Source organism: Kitasatospora sp. NPDC004615 (assembly GCF_042873545.1).
Classification (GTDB): domain Bacteria; phylum Actinomycetota; class Actinomycetes; order Streptomycetales; family Streptomycetaceae; genus Kitasatospora.
The window spans coordinates 340,485-362,610 of record NZ_JBIALQ010000007.1; the positions used below are offsets into that span (position 1 = coordinate 340,485).

General features: G+C 74.1%; 20 protein-coding genes. 9 read left to right on the forward strand and 11 right to left on the reverse strand.

Annotated elements, in window-relative coordinates:
• Nucleotides 1-55: 55 nt before the first annotated feature.
• Nucleotides 56-2,701, forward strand: coding sequence for a DNA helicase PcrA (gene pcrA / locus ACFYS8_RS25345; RefSeq protein WP_387644605.1), 2,646 nt, complete (start codon nucleotides 56-58; stop codon nucleotides 2,699-2,701).
• 20 nt (nucleotides 2,702-2,721) lie between these two features.
• Here pcrA and ACFYS8_RS25350 read toward each other — a convergent pair whose 3' ends face one another.
• A complete protein-coding gene (locus tag ACFYS8_RS25350) occupies nucleotides 2,722-3,417 on the reverse strand; it encodes a M23 family metallopeptidase (RefSeq protein WP_387644608.1) in 696 nt (231 codons plus the stop codon).
• Nucleotides 3,418-3,701: 284 nt separating this feature from the next.
• Between ACFYS8_RS25350 and ACFYS8_RS25355 the strand changes: the two genes are divergently transcribed.
• Complete coding sequence (locus ACFYS8_RS25355) at nucleotides 3,702-4,109, forward strand: cobalamin B12-binding domain-containing protein (protein ID WP_387644611.1); 408 nt, start codon at nucleotides 3,702-3,704, stop codon at nucleotides 4,107-4,109.
• Between the two features lie 71 nt (nucleotides 4,110-4,180).
• Here ACFYS8_RS25355 and ACFYS8_RS25360 read toward each other — a convergent pair whose 3' ends face one another.
• The 6 genes from ACFYS8_RS25360 to ACFYS8_RS25385 all read right to left on the reverse strand — a co-directional run bounded on the left by ACFYS8_RS25360 (nucleotide 4,181) and on the right by ACFYS8_RS25385 (nucleotide 8,504).
• Entirely contained in the window at nucleotides 4,181-5,743 is a 1,563-nt protein-coding gene (locus ACFYS8_RS25360) for a DUF5691 domain-containing protein (protein WP_387644614.1), read from the reverse strand.
• Nucleotides 5,740-5,877, reverse strand: coding sequence for a hypothetical protein (locus tag ACFYS8_RS25365; RefSeq protein ID WP_387644617.1), 138 nt, complete (start codon nucleotides 5,875-5,877; stop codon nucleotides 5,740-5,742). The genes ACFYS8_RS25360 and ACFYS8_RS25365 overlap by 4 nt, the downstream gene beginning before the upstream one ends.
• Before the next feature lie 368 nt (nucleotides 5,878-6,245).
• The gene (locus tag ACFYS8_RS25370; protein WP_387644620.1) at nucleotides 6,246-7,559 is read right to left on the reverse strand and encodes an SWIM zinc finger family protein; all 1,314 of its coding nucleotides are present in this window, start codon (nucleotides 7,557-7,559) and stop codon (nucleotides 6,246-6,248) included.
• A gap of 54 nt (nucleotides 7,560-7,613) precedes the next feature.
• Nucleotides 7,614-7,865: a type II toxin-antitoxin system RelE/ParE family toxin gene (locus tag ACFYS8_RS25375; protein WP_387644622.1), complete on the reverse strand. Its 252-nt coding sequence runs from the start codon at nucleotides 7,863-7,865 to the stop codon at nucleotides 7,614-7,616.
• Nucleotides 7,862-8,119 (reverse strand): type II toxin-antitoxin system Phd/YefM family antitoxin, encoded by a 258-nt coding sequence (locus tag ACFYS8_RS25380; RefSeq protein ID WP_387644624.1) that lies wholly within the window; start codon nucleotides 8,117-8,119, stop codon nucleotides 7,862-7,864. The genes ACFYS8_RS25375 and ACFYS8_RS25380 overlap by 4 nt, the downstream gene beginning before the upstream one ends.
• A complete protein-coding gene (locus tag ACFYS8_RS25385; RefSeq protein WP_387644626.1) occupies nucleotides 8,112-8,504 on the reverse strand; it encodes a MerR family transcriptional regulator in 393 nt (130 codons plus the stop codon). The genes ACFYS8_RS25380 and ACFYS8_RS25385 overlap by 8 nt, the downstream gene beginning before the upstream one ends.
• A gap of 86 nt (nucleotides 8,505-8,590) precedes the next feature.
• Between ACFYS8_RS25385 and ACFYS8_RS25390 the strand changes: the two genes are divergently transcribed.
• Nucleotides 8,591-8,995, forward strand: a complete 405-nt coding sequence (locus ACFYS8_RS25390) for a hypothetical protein (RefSeq protein WP_387644629.1) — start codon at nucleotides 8,591-8,593, stop codon at nucleotides 8,993-8,995.
• 1 nt (nucleotide 8,996) lies between these two features.
• Here the strand turns inward: ACFYS8_RS25390 and ACFYS8_RS25395 are convergent, their stop codons facing one another.
• On the reverse strand, nucleotides 8,997-9,506 hold the full coding sequence (locus ACFYS8_RS25395; RefSeq protein WP_387644632.1) for a hypothetical protein: 510 nt from the start codon (nucleotides 9,504-9,506) through the stop codon (nucleotides 8,997-8,999).
• A gap of 212 nt (nucleotides 9,507-9,718) precedes the next feature.
• Between ACFYS8_RS25395 and ACFYS8_RS25400 the strand changes: the two genes are divergently transcribed.
• The 5 genes from ACFYS8_RS25400 (at nucleotide 9,719) to sucD (ending at nucleotide 17,002) form a co-directional block, all read left to right on the forward strand.
• Nucleotides 9,719-10,816: an AAA family ATPase gene (locus ACFYS8_RS25400; protein ID WP_387644634.1), complete on the forward strand. Its 1,098-nt coding sequence runs from the start codon at nucleotides 9,719-9,721 to the stop codon at nucleotides 10,814-10,816.
• Entirely contained in the window at nucleotides 10,813-13,158 is a 2,346-nt protein-coding gene (locus tag ACFYS8_RS25405) for a DUF5682 family protein (RefSeq protein ID WP_387644636.1), read from the forward strand. The genes ACFYS8_RS25400 and ACFYS8_RS25405 overlap by 4 nt, the downstream gene beginning before the upstream one ends.
• A gap of 338 nt (nucleotides 13,159-13,496) precedes the next feature.
• Nucleotides 13,497-14,603 carry a VWA domain-containing protein gene (locus tag ACFYS8_RS25410; RefSeq protein WP_387645003.1) on the forward strand — a complete coding sequence of 369 codons (1,107 nt, stop codon included), beginning with the start codon at nucleotides 13,497-13,499 and terminating at the stop codon, nucleotides 14,601-14,603.
• Nucleotides 14,604-14,920: 317 nt separating this feature from the next.
• Entirely contained in the window at nucleotides 14,921-16,093 is a 1,173-nt protein-coding gene (sucC, locus tag ACFYS8_RS25415) for an ADP-forming succinate--CoA ligase subunit beta (RefSeq protein WP_380473359.1), read from the forward strand.
• Between the two features lie 18 nt (nucleotides 16,094-16,111).
• On the forward strand, nucleotides 16,112-17,002 hold the full coding sequence (gene sucD / locus ACFYS8_RS25420) for a succinate--CoA ligase subunit alpha (RefSeq protein WP_380361954.1): 891 nt from the start codon (nucleotides 16,112-16,114) through the stop codon (nucleotides 17,000-17,002).
• Nucleotides 17,003-17,093: 91 nt separating this feature from the next.
• Here the strand turns inward: sucD and ACFYS8_RS25425 are convergent, their stop codons facing one another.
• Entirely contained in the window at nucleotides 17,094-18,743 is a 1,650-nt protein-coding gene (locus tag ACFYS8_RS25425; RefSeq protein ID WP_387644639.1) for a LuxR C-terminal-related transcriptional regulator, read from the reverse strand.
• 117 nt (nucleotides 18,744-18,860) lie between these two features.
• On the opposite strand from ACFYS8_RS25425, the gene ACFYS8_RS25430 reads away from it, so the two are divergent.
• Nucleotides 18,861-20,129 carry a DUF6350 family protein gene (locus ACFYS8_RS25430; RefSeq protein WP_387644642.1) on the forward strand — a complete coding sequence of 423 codons (1,269 nt, stop codon included), beginning with the start codon at nucleotides 18,861-18,863 and terminating at the stop codon, nucleotides 20,127-20,129.
• A 278-nt stretch (nucleotides 20,130-20,407) separates the two neighbouring features.
• On the opposite strand, the gene ACFYS8_RS25435 is transcribed toward ACFYS8_RS25430, so the two are convergent.
• Nucleotides 20,408-21,142 (reverse strand): hypothetical protein, encoded by a 735-nt coding sequence (locus ACFYS8_RS25435; protein WP_387644645.1) that lies wholly within the window; start codon nucleotides 21,140-21,142, stop codon nucleotides 20,408-20,410.
• Entirely contained in the window at nucleotides 21,139-22,047 is a 909-nt protein-coding gene (locus tag ACFYS8_RS25440) for an ABC transporter ATP-binding protein (RefSeq protein ID WP_387644647.1), read from the reverse strand. The genes ACFYS8_RS25435 and ACFYS8_RS25440 overlap by 4 nt, the downstream gene beginning before the upstream one ends.
• Nucleotides 22,048-22,126 lie beyond the last annotated feature (79 nt).

Here is a 22,126-nt window from a genome sequence, read left to right on the forward strand (position 1 = left end):
CGGTTTCTCGCGACCGGCCGGGGATGTCGGCGGGTAGCCATAGACTCGAAGGGCCATGACTAGCCTCTTCGATGACCTCCCGCTCCCCGGCTTCGAGCGTCCTGCCGTCGGGTCGAGCCGCCGCCCCGAAGCGGCGCAGCAGCCGCCCCTGACGCTGTGGTCGGACGAGGAGGCGCCGCCCGCGGACGAGCCGTACGACGAACCGTACGAGCCGCCGTACGACCCCGGGTACGGCGCGGAGGAGAGCATCCCCGACGGGCTGTTCGAAACCGACCACGCCGCCGAGAGCGCGCGCGACGCCTGGCACCGCAACGGCGCGGAGCGCACCGTGGTCGACCCGGCGCAGCTGCTGGAAGGCATGAACGACCCGCAGCGCGAGGCGGTGCTGCACCACGGCTCGCCGCTGCTGATCGTGGCCGGCGCCGGCTCCGGCAAGACCCGGGTGCTGACCCACCGGATCGCCCACCTGCTGGCCGCCCGCGGCGTGCAGCCCGGCGAGATCCTGGCGATCACCTTCACCAACAAGGCCGCCGGTGAGATGCGCGAGCGGGTCGAGGCACTGGTCGGCCCGCGCGCCAAGGCGATGTGGGTGTCGACGTTCCACAGCGCGTGCGTCCGCATCCTGCGCCGCGAGGCGAAGCTGCTGAACATGAGCTCCAGCTTCTCGATCTACGACTCGGCGGACTCGCAGCGCCTGATGTCGCTGGTCTGCCGTGACCTGGACCTCGACCCGAAGCAGTTCCCGCCGAAGTCGTTCACCGCGAAGGTCAGCAACCTCAAGAACGAGCTGATCGACGAGGAGACGTACGCCGACCAGGCGGCGAACCCGATGGAGAAGAAGCTCGCCGAGGCGTACTTCCTCTACCAGCGGCGCCTGCGCGAGGCCAACGCGCTGGACTTCGACGACATCATCATGACCACCGTCAACCTGCTGCAGGCGTTCCCGGACGTCTCCGAGCACTACCGGCGCAGGTTCAGGCACATCCTGGTCGACGAGTACCAGGACACCAACCACGCCCAGTACACGCTGGTGCGGGAGTTGTCCGGCGGCTCGGCCGCGCACGCCCCGCGAATGACCGCGGACGGCGACTTCGTCGACCCGGCGGAGGCCCGGCTGGCGCAGATCGCGCCCGCCGAGCTGTGCGTGGTCGGTGACGCCGACCAGTCGATCTACGCCTTCCGCGGCGCCACGATCCGCAACATCCTGGCGTTCGAGGAGGACTACCCGAACGCGACGACGATCCTGCTGGAGCAGAACTACCGCTCCACGCAGACCATCCTGACCGCCGCCAACTCGGTGATCGAACGCAACACCAACCGCCGCAAGAAGAACCTGTGGACGGCCGGCGACCAGGGCGAGCAGGTGGTCGGCTACGTCGCCGACGACGAGCACGGCGAGGCCCAGTTCATCGCCGACGAGATCGACCGGCTCACCGACGCCGGCCACGCCCGCCCCGGTGACGTGGCGATCTTCTACCGCACCAACGCACAGTCCCGGGTGTTCGAGGAGGTGTTCATCCGGGTCGGCCTGCCGTACAAGGTGGTCGGCGGGGTGCGCTTCTACGAACGCAAGGAGGTCAAGGACGTCCTCGCGTACCTGCGGGTGCTGTCCAACCCGGAGGACACCGTGCCGCTGCGCCGGATCCTCAACGTGCCCAAGCGCGGCATCGGCGAACGCGCCGAGGCGATGATCGACGCGCTCGCCGCCCGCGAACGGATCTCCTTCGCGCAGGCGCTGGGGCGGGTCGACGAGGCGTACGGAATAGCGGCACGCTCCGCCAACGCGGTGAAGAAGTTCAACGACCTGCTGGCCGGGCTGCGCCAGGTCGTCGAGTCCGGGGCCGGGCCGGCCGCGGTGCTGGAGGCCGTCCTGGAGGAGACCGGGTACCTGGCCGAACTCCAGGCGTCCACCGACCCGCAGGACGAGACCCGGGTGGAGAACCTCCAGGAACTCGCCTCCGTGGCCCTCGAGTACGAGAAGGACCCGGGGGAGCGGCCCGAGGGTGACGAGGGCCCGCCGGTCGGCTCGCTCGCCGACTTCCTGGAGCGGGTGGCGCTGGTCGCCGACTCCGACCAGATCCCCGACGACGAGGACGGTGCCGGGGTGATCACGATGATGACCCTGCACACCGCCAAGGGCCTGGAGTTCCCGGTGGTGTTCCTCACCGGCATGGAGGACGGGATCTTCCCGCACATGCGGGCGCTGAACCAGGTCAAGGAACTGGAGGAGGAGCGGCGGCTCGCGTACGTCGGCCTCACCCGGGCCCGGCAGCGGCTCTACCTGACCAGGTCGGTGCTGCGCAGCGCCTGGGGGCAGCCGTCGTACAACCCGGCGTCCCGGTTCCTGGAGGAGATCCCGGAGAACCTGATCCAGTGGAAGCGCACCGGCGCGGCGGCCGTGCCCGCCTCCCGCTTCTCCTCGTCCAGCTCTTCCGGTTCTTCCGGTTCTTCCGGCGGACGTAGCAGCAGCTTCTCGGCGAGTGCCTCGCCGAAGGCCGGCTGGGGCAAGTCGGCGCGCACCATGGTGGACCGGGAGGTGGTGGCGCTCACCGTCGGCGACCGGGTCAGCCACGACAGCTTCGGTCTGGGCACCGTGGTCGCCACCCAGGGCGTCGGCGACAAGGCCCGCGCCACCGTCGACTTCGGCACCGCCGGGCGCAAGGAACTGCTGCTGCGCTACGCCCCGGTCGAGAAGCTCTGACGGGAAGCGCTGAAAGGCGGTCAGCGCGGGTCGAGCCCGTGGGCGAGCAGCCACGGCACCGGGTCGACGGGGACGTCGCCGTCGGGCCGCACCTCGAAGTGCAGGTGCGGCCCGGTGCTGTTGCCGGTGTTGCCCGACCAGCCGATCACGTCACCGGCCCGGACCGGGCCGTGCAGGATCCGGTAGGAGCGCAGGTGCCCGTACACGGTGCGGGTGCCGTCGGGGGCGGTGACCGTCGCCATCCGGCCGTACGCCGGGTGCCAGCGGGTGCTGACGGTGCCGTCGGTGACCGCCAGCACCGGGGTGCCGGACGGGACGGGGAAGTCGATGCCGGTGTGCCGCGCCGCCCAGTGCGCGCCGGGCTGGCCGAACACCGCGCTCAGGCCGCGCAGCGCCACCGGCAGCGAGAAACGCCGCTCCTCCGCCTGACGTGACGCCAACCCGGCGACCTCGTTCGAGGGCTGGCGTTCCGCGCGGTCGGCGCGGTCGGTGTGCTCCGGCCCGGGACGCGGAGCGCCCTGCCTGGTCGGATCGCCGGGCCGCGGGACGGCGCCCGCCAGGCGCTGCTGCGGCGGGTGCACCGAGACGACGGCGGCCGCGAACACACTCAGCGCCGCCACCGAGGGCAGCGCCACCGCCAGCACCGCCGTCCTGGTGGCGCTGCGGGCCCGCGCCCGGCGGTGGGCACGGGCGGCGGCACGGCTGCTGGGGACCACGGCTGTCACACCTCGCGGTGGCTCGGGGACGTACGGCAAGAACCGGTCGAGACTGTAGCGGTGCGGCGACAGAGCGGACAAAGCGTGCATTTCAGCGGGCGTGGCGCATCGGCGGCCGGGGCTCGCAGAGCGTGTGGGCTGTGATTTTCCCCTCCTCTGGAGGGGCGGGAAAGGACGGCAGCCCCGCCGGGCCGCTACCCTCCCCTCAGATCTGTTAAAAGTGGTTAACACGCCCCCGCGACGAGGTCGGCCGGGTGGTGGACGACGTGGTCCAGGAGGCAGTGATGGTTGTGTCAGGGCCGATCCGAGTGGTGGTCGCCAAGCCCGGTCTCGACGGGCACGACCGGGGCGCCAAGGTGATCGCGCGGGCGCTGCGCGACGCCGGCATGGAGGTCATCTACACCGGCCTCCACCAGACCCCCGAGCAGATCGTCGACACGGCGATCCAGGAGGACGCGGACGGCATCGGCCTGTCCATCCTGTCCGGCGCGCACATGACGCTCTGCGCCAAGGTGATAGAGCTGCTGAAGGAGCGCGACGCGGCCGACATCAAGGTGTTCTGCGGCGGGATCATCCCGGACGCCGACATCGCCGAGCTGAAGACCCTCGGCGTCGCCGACATCTTCACCCCCGGCACCCCCACCCAGGACGTGGTGAGCTGGGTCGAGGCGAACCTGCGCACCGCCAGCTGAACCTGCCGCGCGTGAATTCTCCGCAGTGGCCCCGGGCGACAACTCGCCCGGGGCCGCCGCGTTTTACCGGGTCAGTCGGTCAGCTCGGCGAGCATCGCCTGGCGGAAGCGCAGGGTGCCGGCGAGCCGGGTGAAGGTGTCGGACCAGGCGGTGTCGGGCGAGGTGTCGGCGGCCAGCGCCTCGACCGCCGGGGCGGTCTCCGGGGCGAGCGCACGCTCGGTCATGCCGAGGACGCCGCTGTGGCTCCACGGGTACGAGCCGAGCTCCGCGGCCCGCTTGAGGGCGGCGACCACGGCGGTGGACAGCGGCGGCGTCCACGGGGTGGCGCAGGCACCGAGCAGCTGGAAGGCGTCGCCGAGGCCGTGGGTCTGCACGAACGCGGCCGTCCAGGAGGCGCGTTCGGCGGGCGACAGGACGGCCAGCAGCTTTGCGGGCGCGCCCGGGGTGCGGCCCTCGCGGCCGGGGCGGGGCGGGGCGCCGAGCAGCGCCCGGGCCCAGCCGGCGTCCTGCTGGCGGACGGCGGCGCGGGCCCAGGCCTCGCGCAGGTCCTCCGCCCACTCGGCGCCGCCACCGCCGTCCGTGTCCAGGGTGGGTACGGCGAGCAGCTGTTCGGGGGTCAGGCCGGTGTCGGCGGTCCACAGCGCGAGCGGGGCGGCGGCCGCGACCTCGCCGAACCACCAGGCCCGTTCGCCGCGCCCGGTGGGCGACTTGACGGGTATGCCGTCGCGCTGCATGGCCGGGTCGCAGGCGGCGGGCGGCGTGATGTGCAGCCACCCGTCCTCGTACCGGGCGGCCTCCCGGGCGCGGGCGGCCATCCGGGCGGCGAGCGCCGAACCGGGCAGCGTGGAGAGCAGCTCGGCGGCGGTGGCGCGGACGTTCTTGGAGCGGTCGCCGAGCGCGGCCTCCAGGAACTCCTCGTCGGAGGCGGACAGTCCGTCCTGCAGCGCGTCGAGGAACAGCACCCGGTCCTCGGCCCGCTCGGTGGACCAGGTGGAGACGAGCAGGGCCAGGCCGGCCGCCGGGTCGGTCCGGCGCAGCCGGGTCAGGTGGGTGACGCGTTCGGCGAACAGGCCCTCCTGCCAGAGGCGTTCGCCGGGCTCTCCGGTGGTGTCGTGGTCGGCGGCGGTGCGGGTGACGTACCGCCAGTCGGGGTTCTGCGGGGCCAGCCAGCGGCCGAGCGGGCCGGCCAGCGTGACGGCGTCGGCACGCAGTTCGGAGCGGGCCCGGGCGGAGTCCAGCAGCGCCGGGACGAGCGCGGGCGGCAGTCGGTAGCCGTGCGCGCGGGCCGCGGCGAGCCACTGCGGGAGCAGCTCGGCCAGGTTGGCGGTGGAGCCGTGGCCGCCGCGGGTGCCGAGCAGCACGGCGAGCCGGCGGGCGGCGGGTTCGGGCAGCGCCGGGCGGGTGTCCTCCGGGGCGGGCGCGGGGGTGTCGACGGCGGGCCCGGGCAGCGCGCCGGCCCGGCGGCGGACCGCGGCGAGGGCGGCCAGGTCGAGCAGCGCGGTGGCCGGCTCGGCGCGGTCCACGGACCCGGCGAGCGGCGTGCCGGGTTCGGGCAGCGGGCGGCGGTCGGTGCCGAGCAGGGCCGCGCCCTGCAGCTCGGCCCACTGGTCGGCGGCGACTGCGGGGGCGGTCATGCGCGGCCTCCGGTCGGACGGGCGGTGGTGCGGTGACGGCGGCCCCAGCCGCTGGCGGTGGCGGCGCGGCGGGCGGCGTGGTGCAGGCAGATGCGTCGGACGGCGGCGCGCTGGCGGGTGCGGGTGCAGGACATGTGGTTCCTCCGGTTGACGGGCCGTCGGGAACGCCGGGGAGCGCCGATGGGCCGGTCGGTCGGGTGTGGTGGGCGGCGGGGGGCTTGGCTCGGCCGCCCGGACGGTGCGGGTGGTGGATGCGTGATGGCGTCAGGGGCGGGTGGTGGTGCGGTGGCGGCGGCCCCAGCCGCTGGCGGCGCGCTGGCGGGTGGTGCAGGTGCGGGGCATCTGGTTCCTCCGGTTGACGGGCCGTCGGGAACGCCGGGGAGCGCCGATGGGCCGGTCGGTCGGGTGTGGTGGCTTTGCGTTCGGCCGGCATCGGGGCGCGGCCGGGCACGCCGAAACCGTGACGTGGCGTCAGGTTGGTTCGGCGGCGATGGTGGGAGTGTCAGCCGAGGCCGACGGGGCGGCGCTCGGCGTCCCAGGCGGTGACCGGCGTGAAGCCGGCGTGACCGCACTCGCCGAACAGGGTGACGGGGTGGCCGGCGGAGACCGCGGCGAGGCGCCACAGCGCGGCCTCGGCGAGCGCGCCGCGGCGCACCGGCAGGGTGTGTCGGCCGTCGGTGAGCTGCCAGCCTTCCGCGGTGAGGACGGGCACGACGTCGGTGAGGACGGCGGGCCAGCTGTCCAGCCACGGATCCTCGGCGACGGCGGTGCCGTACGCGGCCAGCGCTTCCGCCGGGGACAGCCCGGCGGGCACGGCGGCCGGGGCCGGCTCGGGGCTGCCGTAGCGGGTGCCGAGGACGGCGCGCAGCGGGCGGGCGCCCGGGTGGAAGGCCAGGTCGGCCTCCAGCAGGCGGCCGGTGGGCAGTGCCAGGTCCGGCGCCTGGCCGGGGCGGCCGAAGGCCAGCAGCAGGGCGTCGCGGCCGGTCTTCGCGCCGCGCAGCCACACCCGGCGGGTGGTGAGCCGCTCGTCGGCGGTGTCGCGGCTGCCCAGCACCTGCCAGCGGTCGCGGACGGTCGGCCCGGCGAGCAGTTCGGCGGTGTCGGTGGTGAAGCCGACCCGGGTGCGGACGGTGGCGGCGAGCGCCTCCGGCAGGGTGTCGATCCGGCCGTACGCGCCGGCCAGCAGGTGCAGCATCGCGTACTCCTCCAGGAGGGCGTCCTGCGGGGTGTCGGCCAGCGCCCGGACCCGGCCGGCCAGGCCCGGGGCCTGCGCGTCGACCATCCGGGCGGCGACCTCGTCCCACGCGCCGGCCGGCAGCGGGTCGGCGAGGCCCCGGCGGACCCCGTCGGCCAGCCGCAGCCGCAGGTCGAGCGCGCCTGCGGCGACCCGCGCGGAGCGCTTGGCGGCCCGCTTGCGGGCGGCCTCCGGGTCGGCGTCGGCAGCCTTCGCCTGCTGCTTGGCCGCCTTCTCGGCGGCGGCCTCGCTGCGGCCGTTCAGCCATTCCGACACCCAGTCCGGCGGCTCGGCGGCCGCCGTGACGGCCTCCGGCCCGGCCGCCCACAGCAGCAGCAGGCCCAGGGCGTGCTTGCACGGGAACTTCCGGCTCGGACAGCTGCACTTGTAGGCGGGGGTGCCGAGCTCCACCGCCGTCCGGTACGGCGTGCTGCCGCTGCCCTTGCACAGGCCCCACAGCGCGCCCTGCCCGGTGCCGGTACCGCTCCACGGGGCGGGCCCGGAGAGCTTGCCCGCGGCTTTCTGGGACGCCGGGTCGGGGGCCAGGGAAAGGACGTGTTCGGTGCTCCAGCGTTCCTCCATGCCCACGACGCTAGGCGGTGCCACTGACAGTTGAGGGTCGGTCAGGCCGATGCTTCAGCCGATGCGGCCGAGGTGGATCACGACGACGGTGACGACGGACTCGGTGATCTCGTACAACACGCGATACCGGCCGACGTGCATCCGGCGCAGGTCCGCGGAGCCGTACTCCGCGCTGCCCGACGGGCGTGGGGAGTCGGCGAGCAGGTCGACGGCGTCCATGACCTGGCGCAGGCCGTCGGGGTCGTCCTTGAGGAACCGGGCGGCGGCGTTGATGGCCGGTTCGTCCCAGATGATCGCGTAGCTCAAGCGGTCGGCCCCATGCCGAGGCGGGCGCGAACCTGCTCGTTCGGTACAGCCGTGGTCTCCCCGGCCGCCTGCCGGGCCCGGTACCGGGCCAGGGCGAGGGCGTCTTCGAGGTCGGCCAGCTCCTGGGGGTTGATGAGGACCGCGGCGGGCTGGCCGTGGTCGGTGATCGTGATGCGCTCGCGGGCGTGGGAGGCGCGCCGGACCAGCGAGCCGAGGCAGGCTCGGGCCTCCGTGATGGGCAAAGTGTCACTCATGTACTGAACTGTACACTTCCGCTCGCTTCTGTGCAGTGGTGCCGCCTAGCGGGGCCGGTGGGCAGCCGGTGCCGACCCGCCCGACGAGGTCGGCGCGCAGGGCGGTACGGGCGTCGATCAGGGCGATCTTCCGGCGCGGCAGCTCCGGGATCCGCTCGGCGGCGTCCGGCGCGCCGTCCAGCTCGGCGCCGGTGCGGGCGATCTCGGCGAGCGTGAAGCCGAGCGCCTGCGCGGTGCGGACGTACCGCAGCCAGGGCACCGCCTCCGGCGGGAAGTCGCGGTAGCCGTTCGGCAGCCGGCGGGCCGTCAGCAGGCCCGTGCGCTCGTAGAAGCGCACCGCGTCCCGGCTCAGCCCGGCCTGCTCGGCGAGTTCCCCGATCCTCATGTCCCTGCCCCCGTCGGCGACTTGACCTTGGACAGTACTCCAGGGTCGAGCCTGGGGCGGTCCGCACCGAAGAAGGAGACCGCCCGATGACGCCCCTCCGTACGGTCCGTGCCGGCGCCTGGTACGACCTGCTGGTCACCGCCCCGTTCGCCACCCCCTGGACCTTCGCCCTCGCCCACCGCGAGCTGTCCGCCGCCGGGCGGGCCCTCGGGCTCGGCGAACTGCCGCCGCCGGAGCCCGTACTGACGCTGTTCGCCAACCTGATGGGCTCGCTGGTGGTGGTGTGGGCGCTGCTGCGGCTGCTGCGCCCGCTGCCGGTGCACGGGCTGTACGACGGTGCGGCCAGGGTGCTGTTCGCCTGCTGGCAGGCCTGGGCGCTGGCGCACGGCGCGACCGGACTGCTGTGGGGCTTCCTCGCCGTCGAGGTGGCGTTCGGTGCGGCCCAGCTGTGGCCGTTCGTCGCCAACCGTGCTGCCGCAGTGCGGAGTTGAGTCAGCCGGTGGCGCGGCCCGCGGCTTGCAGCAGCCGCCACCAGTCGTCCCACTCGAGGTCGTCCACGGCGGCCTCGACCAGCTCGGGGAAGCGGGGCCCGGCCACCCACTCGGACACGAACACCTCGAGGCTGTCGGCGATCCGTTCCAGGCGGCACCCCTGGTACCAGAGGCCGCCGTCGTCGCGGACCGCCCAGACGCTGCCGTCCGCCGTGTCGAGCAGCAGCGGGGCCTCGTTGACGAAGCCGATGTTCAGGTAGTGCCCGGCGTCCGGGATCCCGGCGGCCAGGGCCAGCACCTCCAGGCCCTGGAAGAACCCGATCTGCCCGGCGGAGTGCAGGGAGGCCCGCACGCCGAAGTGGGGCCCGTCGCTCAGCGCCAGCAGCCGGCGCAGGTCCGCCGGCAGCTCGTCGGACAGCTCCTCGGCAGGGGCGCCCGCGGGGAGGCCGACCGCCGCGAGGTCGAAGTTCTCCCGCCGGGCCCGCGTCAGTGTTGCGAAGAGCTGTTCCATGGTCCGGTCCCTCGCGTCGTGCGGCATTCGCGGATTCTTCCACGGCGTGGCCGACGTGCCGTCAGGAGCCGGTCCGGTTGTCAGTGGCAGGCGGCAAAGTAGTGGTTGCACGGGGCGAACGGGAGTTCGTTCTCCCAGGTCAGCGCCGTGCCATTCCTTCTTCGCGCCCTTTCTGCGCAGTGTTCTGACGTCCCGTGAGATCGGAGCAGTCGATGACCACCGAGACGACCAGCGAGGTCCTGCGGCAGCACGCCGAGGACGCGTTCGCCGAGGAGCTGGCCGCCCTCGCCCGGCACGACGACCGGGCCCGGCCGGAGCGCTGGCGGCTGTCGCCGTGGGCGGTCGCCACCTATCTGCTGGGCGGCGAGCTCGCCGACGGCACCGTGATCACGCCCAAGTACATCGGCCCGCGCCGGGTGATCGAGGTCGCCGTCACCACGCTGGCCACCGACCGGGCGCTGCTGCTGCTCGGCGTGCCCGGCACCGCCAAGACCTGGGTGTCCGAGCACCTGGCCGCCGCGATCTCCGGCGACTCCACGCTGCTCGTCCAGGGCACCGCCGGCACCCCCGAGGAGGCCGTCCGCTACGGCTGGAACTACGCGCAGCTGCTCGCCCACGGGCCCAGCGAGGACGCCCTGGTGCCGTCCCCGCTGATGCGCGCCATGCGGGACGGGCAGATCGCCCGGGTCGAGGAGCTCACCCGCATCCCCGCCGACGTGCAGGACAGTCTGATCACCATCCTGTCCGAGAAGACCCTGCCGGTGCCCGAACTCGGCACCGAGGTCCAGGCGGTGCGCGGCTTCAACGTGATCGCCACCGCCAACGACCGCGACCGCGGCGTCAACGAGCTCTCCTCCGCACTGCGCCGCCGCTTCAACACCGTGGTGCTGCCGCTGCCCGCCACCCTCGAGGAGGAGGTGGAGATCGTCACCCGCCGGGTCGGCCAGCTCGGCCGCTCCCTCGACCTGCCCGAACTGCCGGGCGGCGCCGAGGAGATCCGCCGGGTGGTCACCGTCTTCCGCGAGCTGCGGGCCGGCCTGACCGCCGACGGCCGCACCAAGGTGAAGACCCCCAGCGGCACGCTGTCCACCGCCGAGGCGATCTCGGTGGTCACCAACGGGCTCGCGCTGGCCACCCACTTCGGCGACGGCGTGCTGCGGGCCGGCGACGTCACGGACGGCATCGTCGGCGCCGTGGTCCGCGACCCGGTCGCCGACCGCCAGGTGTGGCGCGAGTACGTGGAAGGCGTGGTCCGCGACCGCGACGGCTGGAAGGACTTCTACCGGGCCGCTCGGGAGGTCTCCGCGTGAGTGCCCAGGTGACGCTGCTCGGGGTGCGCCACCACGGCCCCGGCTCGGCCCGCGCGGTCGCCGCCGCGCTGGCCGCCCTGCAGCCCGACGCGGTGCTGATCGAGGGCCCGCCGGAGGCCGACGAACTGACCGGGCTGGCCGCCGAGAAGGACATGGTGCCGCCGGTCGCCCTGCTCGCCCACGTCAGCGACGACCCGGCGCGGGCCGCGTTCTGGCCGGTCGCCGAGTTCTCCCCCGAATGGGTGGCGCTGCGGTACGCCGCTGACGCCGGGGTGCCGGTCCACTTCATCGACCTGCCCGCCGGGCAGAGCCTCGCGCTCGGCCCGCGCGGATCGAACCCGGATGCGACAAACGAGGCCGACGGCGCGTCAGAAGGAGTGGAGGAGGGGTCGGGAGTGCCGGGGGGCACTTCCGGGCCCGCCCCCGCCGCTGTCCCCGTCGACCCGATCGCCGAACTCGCCGCCGCCGCCGGGCATCCCGACCCGGAGGCCTGGTGGGAGGACGTGATCGAGCACCGCACCCCGGGCGACGATCTGTTCGCCCCGTTCGCGGCCGTCGCCGAGGCGATGACCGCGCTGCGTGAGCACCACCCCGTCGAGCGGCGCGACGAGATCCGCGAGGCCGCCATGCGGCAGCAGATCCGGGCGGCCCGCCGGGCCGGGCACCGCACCATCGCGGTGGTCTGCGGCGCCTGGCACGTCCCCGCGCTGGCCGTCATGCCGACCGTCGCGCACGACCGGGCGCTGCTCGCCGAACTCCCCAAGAAGCTGAAGACCGAAGTCACCTGGGTGCCGTGGACCCACCGCCGGCTGTCCCAGCACACCGGCTACGGCGCCGGCATCGACTCGCCCGGCTGGTACCAGCATCTGTACACCACGCCCGAGCAGCCGCTCGCCCGCTGGATGACCAAGGTCGCCGAACTGCTGCGCGCCGAGGACCACCCGGTCTCCTCCGCGCACGTCATCGAGGCGATCCGGCTCGCCGACACCCTCGCCGCGATGCGCGGCCGCCCGCTGCCCGGCCTCACCGAGACCCTGGACGCGGTGCGCGCCGTCATGTGCGACGGCTCCGACCTCGCCCTCGCGCTGGTCCACGACAAGCTGGTGGTCGGCGACGCACTCGGCGAAGTCCCCGACGGCGCGCCCGCGGTGCCACTGCAGCGCGACCTGACCCGTCTTCAGCGCACCCTGCGGCTCAAGCCCGAGGCAACGACCCGCGAACTCGTCCTCGACCTGCGCAAGGACCTCGACGCCGAACGCTCCCGACTGCTGCACCGGCTGCGGCTGCTCGGCCTGCACTGGGGCCGGCCGGTCCGCGACAGCGTGCAGTCCACCGGCACCTTCCGGGAGACCTGGCAGCTCGCCTGGGAACCCGAGTTCTCCGTCCGCCTGGTCGAAGCCGGCCAGTGGGGCACCACCGTGCAGGGCGCCGCCACCGGCAAGGCCGTCGCCGAGGCCGCCACCGCCGAACTCACCGCGCTCACCGAACTCGCCGAACACTGCCTGCTCGCCGCGCTGCCCGACGCACTGCCCGAGGTGATGCGACGGCTCGCCGACCGTGCCGCGCTCGACACCGACGCCGGACACCTCGCCACCGCGCTGCCCGCCCTGGTCCGCACCCTGCGCTACGGCGACGTCCGGGCCACCGACACCAGCGCCCTCACCGCCGTCGCCCTCGGCCTCGCCGAACGCCTCTGCGTCGCCCTGCCCGCCGCCTGCACCGGACTCGACGCGGACGGCGCGAGTGCTCGTCGCACCGAACTCGACGCCGTCCACCAGGCGATCGCGCTGCTCTCCTCCACCGAGGTCGGCGAACAGTGGGCCGGCACCCTCACCGCGATCGCCGCCCGCGAACCGCACGGCGGCCCCGCCACCGGCGTCCCCGGCCTGCTCCGCGGCCGCGCCGTCCGACTCCTGCTGGACGACGGCCGGATCGACACCGAGGAAGCCGGCCGACGCCTCGGCCTGGTCCTCTCCGTCGCCTCCGGCCCACTGGACGCCGCCGGCTGGGTCGAAGGCCTGGTCTCCGGCGGCGGCGCGCTGCTCCTCCACGACCCGGCGCTGCTCGGCCTGCTCGACACCTGGCTGTGCGGCGTCCCCGCCGACACCTTCACCGACCTGCTGCCGGTACTGCGCCGCACCTTCTCCTCCCTGGAGACGGGCGTCCGCCACACCATCGGCTCCCGGGTCGCCGCTGGACCACTGAACACTTCCGTCGTGGACAGCGGCCCGGACGTCGAACTGGACGCGGAGCGCGCGGACGCGACGACGTCCGTGCTGGCGCTGCTGCTCGGCGTGCAGCAGCCGGTCATCCCGCGCCAGCTGGACCGTCGGACCGGGTGACATGCCGTGGGCGACCCGCAGTCGGTGTTGCACCGCGTATGGTGCCCCGCCGCGTGGGCGGCCCGCAGGGCGTACTTGCTGCGCTGCCCCGATCTTTCCCGTTGTTTCTTCCGCTTCGCGCAGTTCCCCGCGCCCCTGTCGGGGCGTGGGGGGATTGTCGTAGGCGGGCGGCAGGATCGGTGTTGTTCCCACCGCGTGGGCGGCCCGCAGGGCGCACTTGCTGCGCTGCCTCGATCTTTCCGCCTCCCCCTTCCGCCTCGCGCAGTTCCCCGCGCCCCTGACGGGGCGTGGGGGTTAAGGAGTGATTCAAAGTGACTGTCCGTCAGGACGATGAGCGGATGCGTCGGTGGCGGCTCGTGCTGGGGGCCGACGGGGACGGGACCGGGGTGCGGCTTTCGCGGCGGGACGCGGCGATGGATGGGGCGCTGGGGGCGCTGTACCGGGAGGACGGGAAGCGGTCGGCGGGGCTCGGGGGGTCCGCGCCGCAGGTGGCGCGGTGGCTGGGGGACATCCGGGAGTACTTCCCGACCAGCGTGGTGCAGCTGATGCAGCAGGACGCGATCTCCCGGCTGGGGCTGGACCGGCTGCTGCTGGAGCCGGAGATGCTGGCCGCGGTGGAGCCGGACGTGCACCTGGTGGGGACGCTGCTGTCGCTGAAGCACGCGCTGCCGGAGACCACCCGGGAGACCGCGCGGATGGTGGTCGGGAAGGTGGTCGCGGAGCTGGAGCGCCGGCTGGCCGACAAGACCCGTTCCACGCTGGGCGGGGCGCTGGACCGCAGCGCGAAGGTGAACCGTCCCAAGCACCGGGACATCGACTGGGACCGGACCATCCGGGCGAATCTGTCGAAGTACCTGCCGGAGTACCGCACGGTGGTGCCGGAGCGGTTGGTCGGTTACGCGCGGGCGCAGCGGGCGGTGAAGAAGGACGTGATCCTGTGCATCGACCAGTCCGGGTCGATGGCGCCGTCGGTGGTGCACTCGGCGGTGTTCGGCGCGGTGCTGGCGTCGATGCACAGTCTGGACACCCGGCTGGTGGTGTTCGACACCTCGGTGGTGGACCTGACGGAGCAGCTCAGCGACCCGGTGGACGTGCTGTTCGCGACGCAGCTGGGCGGCGGCACCGACATCAACCGGGCGCTGGCGTACTGCCAGTCGAAGATCACCCGTCCGTCCGAGACCATCGTGGTGCTGATCAGCGACCTGTACGAGGGCGGCATCCGGGACGAGATGCTGAAGCGGGTGGCGTCGATGAAGGCGTCGGGGGTGCAGTTCATCGCGCTGCTGGCGCTGTCCGACGAGGGGGCGCCGGCCTATGACCACGCGCACGCGCAGGCGCTGGCGGCGCTGGGGGCCCCGGCGTTCGCCTGCACTCCGGACGCGTTTCCGGACATCATGGCGGCCGCGATCGAGAAGCGCCCGCTGCCGGTGCCGGACCGGCAGTAGCGGCCGACGCCACCCGTGCGGGTGATCCTGTGGTGCGGCGGACCGTCGTGCGCCGGTGGCCCGGGACACGCCGGGCCGGGCCGGCTGTGACGGTTCTCACGAAGGTCGAGCAGGTCCCGGGCGAAACATGCCCGCCGTCCGGGGATAACCTGCCATGCGGACGTGACGCGCGTGTAGATCCACGATGCGCCCGGCAACTGGGTGGGCCGCAAGGCCGTACATCTGCGTACCCGCTCAGCGCCGACGACCCGCAGCGAAGATCCTGCCGTGGCACGCTCGTAGAGACACATTCCGCGACCACGAACAAGGACAAACACGTGGACCTGTTCGAGTACCAGGCGAGGGACCTCTTCGCCAAGCACGGTGTACCCGTGCTTGACGGCGATGTCATCGAGACCGCCGCAGACGCTGCCGCCATCGCGGAGCGCTTCGGCGGCCGAGCCGTCGTCAAGGCTCAGGTGAAGGTGGGTGGCCGAGGCAAGGCCGGTGGCGTGAAGCTCGCGTCCGACCCGCAGGACGCCGTGGCCAAGGCCGAGGCGATCCTCGGTATGGACATCAAGGGCCACACCGTCCACAAGGTGATGCTGGCGCAGACCGCGGACATCAAGGAGGAGTACTACGTCTCCTTCCTGCTCGACCGCACCAACCGCACCTTCCTGGCCATGGCCAGCGTCGAGGGCGGCGTGGAGATCGAGGTCGTCGCCGAGGAGAACCCCGACGCGCTCGCCAAGATCCCGGTGGACGCCAACGAGGGCGTGACCGCGGAGAAGGCCGCCGAGATCGTCGCTGCGGCGAAGTTCCCGGCCGAGATCGCCGACCAGGTCGCCGACGTCCTGCAGAAGCTCTGGGTCGTCTTCGTCAAGGAGGACGCCCTCCTGGTCGAGGTCAACCCGCTGATCAAGTCCGGCGACGGCAAGATCATCGCCCTGGACGGCAAGGTCTCCCTCGACGAGAACGCCGAGTTCCGCCAGCCGGAGCACGAGGCGCTCGAGGACAAGGCCGCCGCCAACCCGCTGGAGGCCGCGGCCAAGGCGAAGGGCCTGAACTACGTCAAGCTCGACGGCCAGGTCGGCATCATCGGCAACGGCGCGGGCCTCGTCATGAGCACCCTGGACGTCGTCGCGTACGCCGGTGAGAACCACGGCGGCGTGAAGCCGGCCAACTTCCTCGACATCGGCGGCGGCGCGTCCGCCGAGGTGATGGCGAACGGCCTGGAGATCATCCTGGGCGACACCGACGTCAAGTCGGTCTTCGTCAACGTCTTCGGTGGCATCACCGCGTGCGACGCGGTCGCCAACGGCATCGTGCAGGCCCTCGCGCTCCTCGAGAGCAAGGGCGAGGCCGTCACCAAGCCGCTGGTCGTCCGCCTGGACGGCAACAACGCGGAGCTGGGTCGTCAGATCCTGACTGACGCCAACCACCCGCTGGTGCAGCAGGTGGACACCATGGACGGCGCCGCTGACCGCGCCGCCGAGCTGGCCAACAAGTAAGGAAGGGGACTTAACACCATGGCTATCTTCCTTACCAAGGACAGCAAGGTCATCGTCCAGGGCATGACCGGCTCCGAGGGCATGAAGCACACCCGCCGCATGCTCGCCTCCGGCACCCAGATCGTCGGCGGCGTGAACCCGCGCAAGGCCGGCACCACCGTTGACGTGGACGGCACCGAGGTCCCGGTGTTCGGCACCGTGGTCGAGGCGATGGAGAAGACCGGTGCCGACGTCACCGTCATCTTCGTCCCGCCGGCGTTCACCAAGTCCGCCGTCGTCGAGGCGATCGACGCCGAGATCGGCCTGGCCGTGGTCATCACCGAGGGCGTGCCGGTGCACGACACCGCCGCGTTCTGGGCCCACGCCGGTGCCAAGGGCAACAAGACCCGCATCATCGGCCCGAACTGCCCCGGCCTGATCAGCCCCGGACAGTCCAACGCGGGCATCATCCCGGCCAACATCACCGGCGCCGGCAAGATCGGTCTGGTGTCGAAGTCCGGCACCCTGACCTACCAGCTCATGTACGAGCTGCGCGACCTCGGCTTCTCCTCCGCCGTGGGCATCGGCGGTGACCCGGTCATCGGCACCACCCACATCGACGCCCTCAAGGCGTTCCAGGAGGACCCGGAGACCGAGCTGATCGTCATGATCGGCGAGATCGGCGGCGACGCCGAGGAGCGTGCCGCGGCCTACATCGCCGAGCACGTCACCAAGCCGGTCGTCGGCTACGTCGCGGGCTTCACCGCGCCCGAGGGCAAGACCATGGGCCACGCCGGCGCCATCGTCTCCGGCTCCTCCGGCACCGCCCAGGCGAAGAAGGAGGCCCTCGAGGCCGCCGGCGTCAAGGTCGGCAAGACGCCGTCCGAGACCGCCCGCCTGGCCCGCGAGCTGATCGCCGCCGCCAAGTAAGGCAAACGCCGCTTCGGCACGAAGGCGCCGTCCACCCCCGGGGTGGGCGGCGCCTTCGGCGTCCGGGCGCTGTCGTGGGTGGTGGACCCGGTCAGGACCCGTGCGGCCGGCAGTGCGCCAACGGCACGCACGTGTCGGCCAGCGGCGGCGGCATCCGGTGGTGCGCCGGCGGCGGGAGCAGCGGGCGGCGGGGCGCCCGGAACGGACCCGGCGGCAGCGCGTCGATGCTGCTCGTACCGTCGTCCTCGTCGTCGCCGTCGGACGGCTCCACCGACGGCAGCTCCCGGGCCGGCGGGCCGACCAACCGGGCCGGCACCCCCGGCGTCGGACCGCACCACGGCGTCCGCAGGCCCGGCGCGCCGGCCCCCGCCGCCGGACCCGCGCTGCCCGAACCCGCCGCCGTGCAGGCCGTCGCCGCCGGCTGGCCCGGACGCAGCAGATCGGCCGGGCCGACCCCCAGCAGGGTGGCCGCCACGGCCGCGCCCACCGCCACCGTCAGGGTGGCCGCCGCGCCCGTCAGCAGGCCCGTGTGCAGGCGGCTGTCGGCCACCAGCAGGGCCGGTGGCGGCAGCCAGGGGCCCGGGCAGCCGTGCACCGCAGCCCGGTGCAGCAGCTCGCCCAGCCGCTCCGCGAACTCCGGGTCGGCCGGGTCGCCGACCAGCGCCGGGACGTCCCGGGCCAGCGACGCGCGCGCCGAACGCACCCGGGCCTCGGCCGCCGCCGTACTCGACTCCGCCTCCACCGCCAGCTGCTCCACCGACAGCCCCAGCGTGTCGTGCAGCACCAGCGCCCGGCGCCGCGGCCGGGACAGCCGCTGCAACGCCTTCAGCAGCGCCCGGTCCCGGGGCGTCAGCCGGGTCGGCGGCTCCGGAACGACCGGCTCGGCGACCTTGATCCGGCGCCGCGCCGCCCGCCGCAGCACCCTGGCCCGGCGCGGGCCGCCCCGGTGCCACGGCGACAGCGCCAGGTCGAACGCCGCCGACCGCACCCACCCCTCCGGGTCCGCCGCCGACGACACCTCCGCCCAGCGCCGCCCGGCCGCCCCCAGCGCGAGGTGCACGCAGTGCACGGCGCGGTGCCGGTGGCCGGTCAGCAGGAAGGTCTGCTGCACCAGGCGGGTGTGCACCAGGGCGGCGAAGTCGGCGAACCCGGCGGGGGCCTCGGGCTCGGCGGACGGGGCGTGCTGGGCGTGGGGGGCTTCGGGGCTGATGGGCTTGTGCTTCGGGGGGCGGATGGGGGCGGGTGCCGGTGCGGGTGCCGGTGCGGGTGCCGGTGCGGGGGAGTCAGGGGCTGGGTCGGTGCCCGGTGTTGCCGCCCGGGGAGCCTTGGCGGGCTTGCGCTTCGGGCGGCGGACGCGGCCTGACGTCGGTGCGGCCGGGGCGGCCGGGGCGGACGGGGCGGACGTGGTCGGTCCGGGAGCCGGGGTAGCAGGGGTTCCTTCCGCTGCGTTCGCCGTTGCTGCCGGGGCGGCACTCTCGTGTCCCGACGGGGCCGGGGCGGTGGCGAGGGCGGCGGCTTCCTCGGGAGTGCGGGCGCCGAGTTTGCGGGTGGCGCGGTTGAGGTGGGCGCGGGCGGTGCCGGGGGCGACGCCGAGGTTGCGGGCCATGGTGCGCAGGTCGTCGCCGGCGGCGAATCGGGTCAGCGCCTGGGCCTCCCGCGGGGAGAGGCTGCGTAGCAGGTCGCGGGTGCGGGGGGAGCCTCCGGTGGTGCGCCCGGGCCCGGCGGTCGAAGGTGAAGTCACCGCAATCCTCCGCTGCGAATCCGTCCCGGCGATAGGCACATGTACTGATAATCCGGGACACGGCGAAGGTTTGCGCGTTGACACCCCGTAACGCGCGGTCTTGGCAGCATGTGGCCCATGACGCAGCTGATGGGCCGTCCGATTCTCGGCCTGCCGAGCGAACTCGACAGTCGTTCCTCCCTCGCCGATCTGCTCGCCGGAGTACGCACCGCGCTGCTCACCCTGTCCGTGGTCGCGTTACCGGTGTTCGGCCTGTGGGTGCTGGCCCCGTACGGCGACGACACGGCGCAGGGCGCGGCCAGGACGGCGTTCGGGCTCTGGCTGCTCGGCCACGGCGCGCCGCTCGCCCGGGGGCCGGAGGCCGCGCCGGTGACGGTCACCCCGCTGCTGCTCACGGCGGTCATCACCATGCTGGTGGTGCGGGCCGGACGCCGGGTGGCCCGGCGCTCCCGGGGGCGCGGGTTCGTCCGCTGGCGCTCCCCGTTGGCGATGTACGCCGGGTACCAGCTGGTCGCGGCCGGCGCCGTCGCGCAGTGCGCCGACCCGGAGGCCGCACTGTGCTCCCGGGGAATCCTGGACCTGCTGGCGGTCGCGGGGCTGACGGCCGGTGCGCTCGGCTACGGGCTGTGGACCGGACTCGGCCGGCCCGGGCAGCTGCGGCGGCTGCCGCTGCCCGCCGCGCTGTGGCCGCCGGACGGAGCCGAGCCGGCGGCCCTGCGGGCGCTGGCCGGGTGGGCGGGCGCGCTGCTGGCCGGCGGCGGGGCGGTGTTCGGGGCGGCGCTGCTGCTCGGCTCGGCCGGACAGAGCGCGCAGCGGCTCGGCGGCGGCGCCGCCGGATGGCTCGGCATGCTGCTGGCCTGCGTGGCACTGGTGCCCAACGCGCTGCTCTGGGCAGCGGGTTACGCGCTCGGCCCGGGCTTCGCGGTCGGCGCGGGCAGCCACGCCGGGCCGCTGGGCACCCGGCTCGGCGCCGTCCCCGACTTCCCGCTGCTCGCCGTGCTGCCCGACCGGCGCGGCCCCGACTGGCACCTGCTGGCCTGCGCGGCACCCACCGCCGCCGCGGTCGTCGCCGCGCTGCTGCTGGGTCGTGCCGCCACTCGTTGGAGTGCATTGCAGACCGCCACTGTCGCCGCCGCCACCGCGCTGGCCGCCGCCCCGCTCGGCGTGCTGGCCGGCTGGTCCTGCGGAGGCGCGCTCGGCACCCGGCGGATGGCCGAACTCGGACCGGTGCCCTGGCAGTTCGGCCTGGCGCAGAGCGCCTGGCTGCTGACCCTGGCGGTGCCGGGCGCGCTGCTCGCCCGCTGGTGGCACACCCGCGACGGGGCGGGCCCGACGGTGCGCGTGCGGGTCGGGGCGTACCGGCTGGTCTGCCGCCTTGCCGCGTAGCGCGGTGGCGCCTGCCCGCCCACCCGCCCGCCCGTGACCCCGCCGCCGAAGTGGACCCGGGGCGGCGTGCGGCGGATTCGCCGTTTGCGCCCGCCCGCCCGCCCGTGACCCCGCCGCCGAAGTGCACGCACGCCAACCCGCTGCGCGGGCCTTCACGCGAGCCCCGCGCAGCGGGTTTCGGCCGGGCTTCTGCCCCAGCCCCGCGCAGCGGACCGCTCGGGGCTCACCTTGGCGGCGGGGTCACGGGTGGGTGGGTGGGTGGGCAGGCAGGGGCGCAGTCACGCGTCGCGGCGGCGCAGCGTGCGCAGGCCCGCCGCCGCCGCGACGGCCGTCCATGCGGCCATCAGCAGCAGGCCGACGCCGTGGCCGTAGTGGATGTCCGGCGCGTCCTGCAGGCGCATGGCGTACAGGCCGGCCCGGTCGGGGAGGAACTGGGCGGCCTCGCGGATCCCGGGGACGGCGGACAGTGCGGTGGTGCCGAGGAACACCAGGGGGGAGAGCAGGCCGAGTGCGGCGGTCTGGTTGCGCAGCACGGTGGTCAGTGACAGGCACAGCACCAGCAGCAGCGGGTGGTAGAGCACCCCGGCCGCGAGTGCCCGCCAGCTGCCGGGGGCGGACAGGTCGAGGCCCACCGAGGCGGCGGTGACGGCGAGTTGGCCCGCGACGGTGAGCAGGCCGACGGCCAGGCCCAGGCCCGCGCCGAGCAGCAGTTTGCCGCGGTAGAAGCGCACCCGGTCGGGGACGGCGGCCAGTGAGGTGGTCAGGGTGCCGGAGGCGTACTCCTGGCCGACCAGCAGGATGCCCAGGCAGACCACGGCGACCTGGCCGAAGTTGAGCCCGTAGAACAGGCCCTCCATCGGGTCCTCGGTGAGCGAGGTGTCGGTGCGGCCGTAGGCGAACTGGACGGCGGCGGTGATGCCGGCGCTCAGCGCGACCGCCAGCAGCGGCGTCGTCCACAGTGAGCGCAGGGTGGTGAACTTGGCCCATTCGGCGCGCAGCGGGTAGGTGCTCATGCCGCCACCGCCCGGTACTCGACGGCGTCCGCGGTCATCCGCATGAAGGCCTCCTCCAGGGAGTCGTGGGTGACGGACAGTTCGATCAGCACCACCCGGTGGGACGCGGCCAGCGCGCCCAGTTCGCCCGGGTCGGCGTCCGGTACGTCGTAGGCGCCGTCGCCGAGCGGCACCGCCGCGGGGTGGGCGTCGGCGAGCAGGGCGGCCAGGGCGGCGGGGTCGACGGCCCGGACCCGGACCCGGCGGCGGCCGTGTTCGGCGAGGAACGCGCTGGTGGAGGTGTCGGCCAGCAGCCGGCCCCGGCCGATCACCACCAGGTGGTCGGCGGTCTGCGCCATCTCCGCCATCAGGTGCGAGGAGACCAGTACCGCGCGGCCTTCGTCGGCGAGCCGGCGCAGCAGTGTCCGGATCCACCGGATGCCTTCCGCGTCCAGGCCGTTGACCGGTTCGTCCAGCAGCAGCGCGGCGGGGTCGCCGAGCAGGGCGGCCGCGATGCCCAGGCGCTGGCGCATGCCGAGCGAGAAGGTGCGGATCCGGCGTCCGGCGGCGTCGGTGAGGCCGACCAGGGCGAGTACTTCGTCGATCCGGCGGGTGGGCAGGGCGTGCGTGGCGGCGATCCAGCGCAGGTGGCCGGTGGCGGTGCGGCCGCCGTGCACGGCCTGGGCGTCCAGCAGGGCGCCGACCCGGCGCAGCGGTTCGGCGAGGCGCTCGTAGGGGCGGCCGTCGACCAGGGCCGTGCCGGAGGTCGGCCGGTCCAGGCCGAGCACCGTCCGCAGGGTGGTGGACTTGCCCGCGCCGTTCGGCCCGAGGAAGCCGGTGACCCGGCCCGCCTCCACTCGGAAGCTGAGGCCGTCCACGGCCCGGCGTTCCCCGTACGTCTTGGTCAGGTCGCGAATCTCGATCACGGCTGCGCTCCTCCCGCTCGGTATGACCTTCAGTCAATCGGCAGGCGGGAGGCGGCAGATCCCGCCCGGGAGTGGTTCG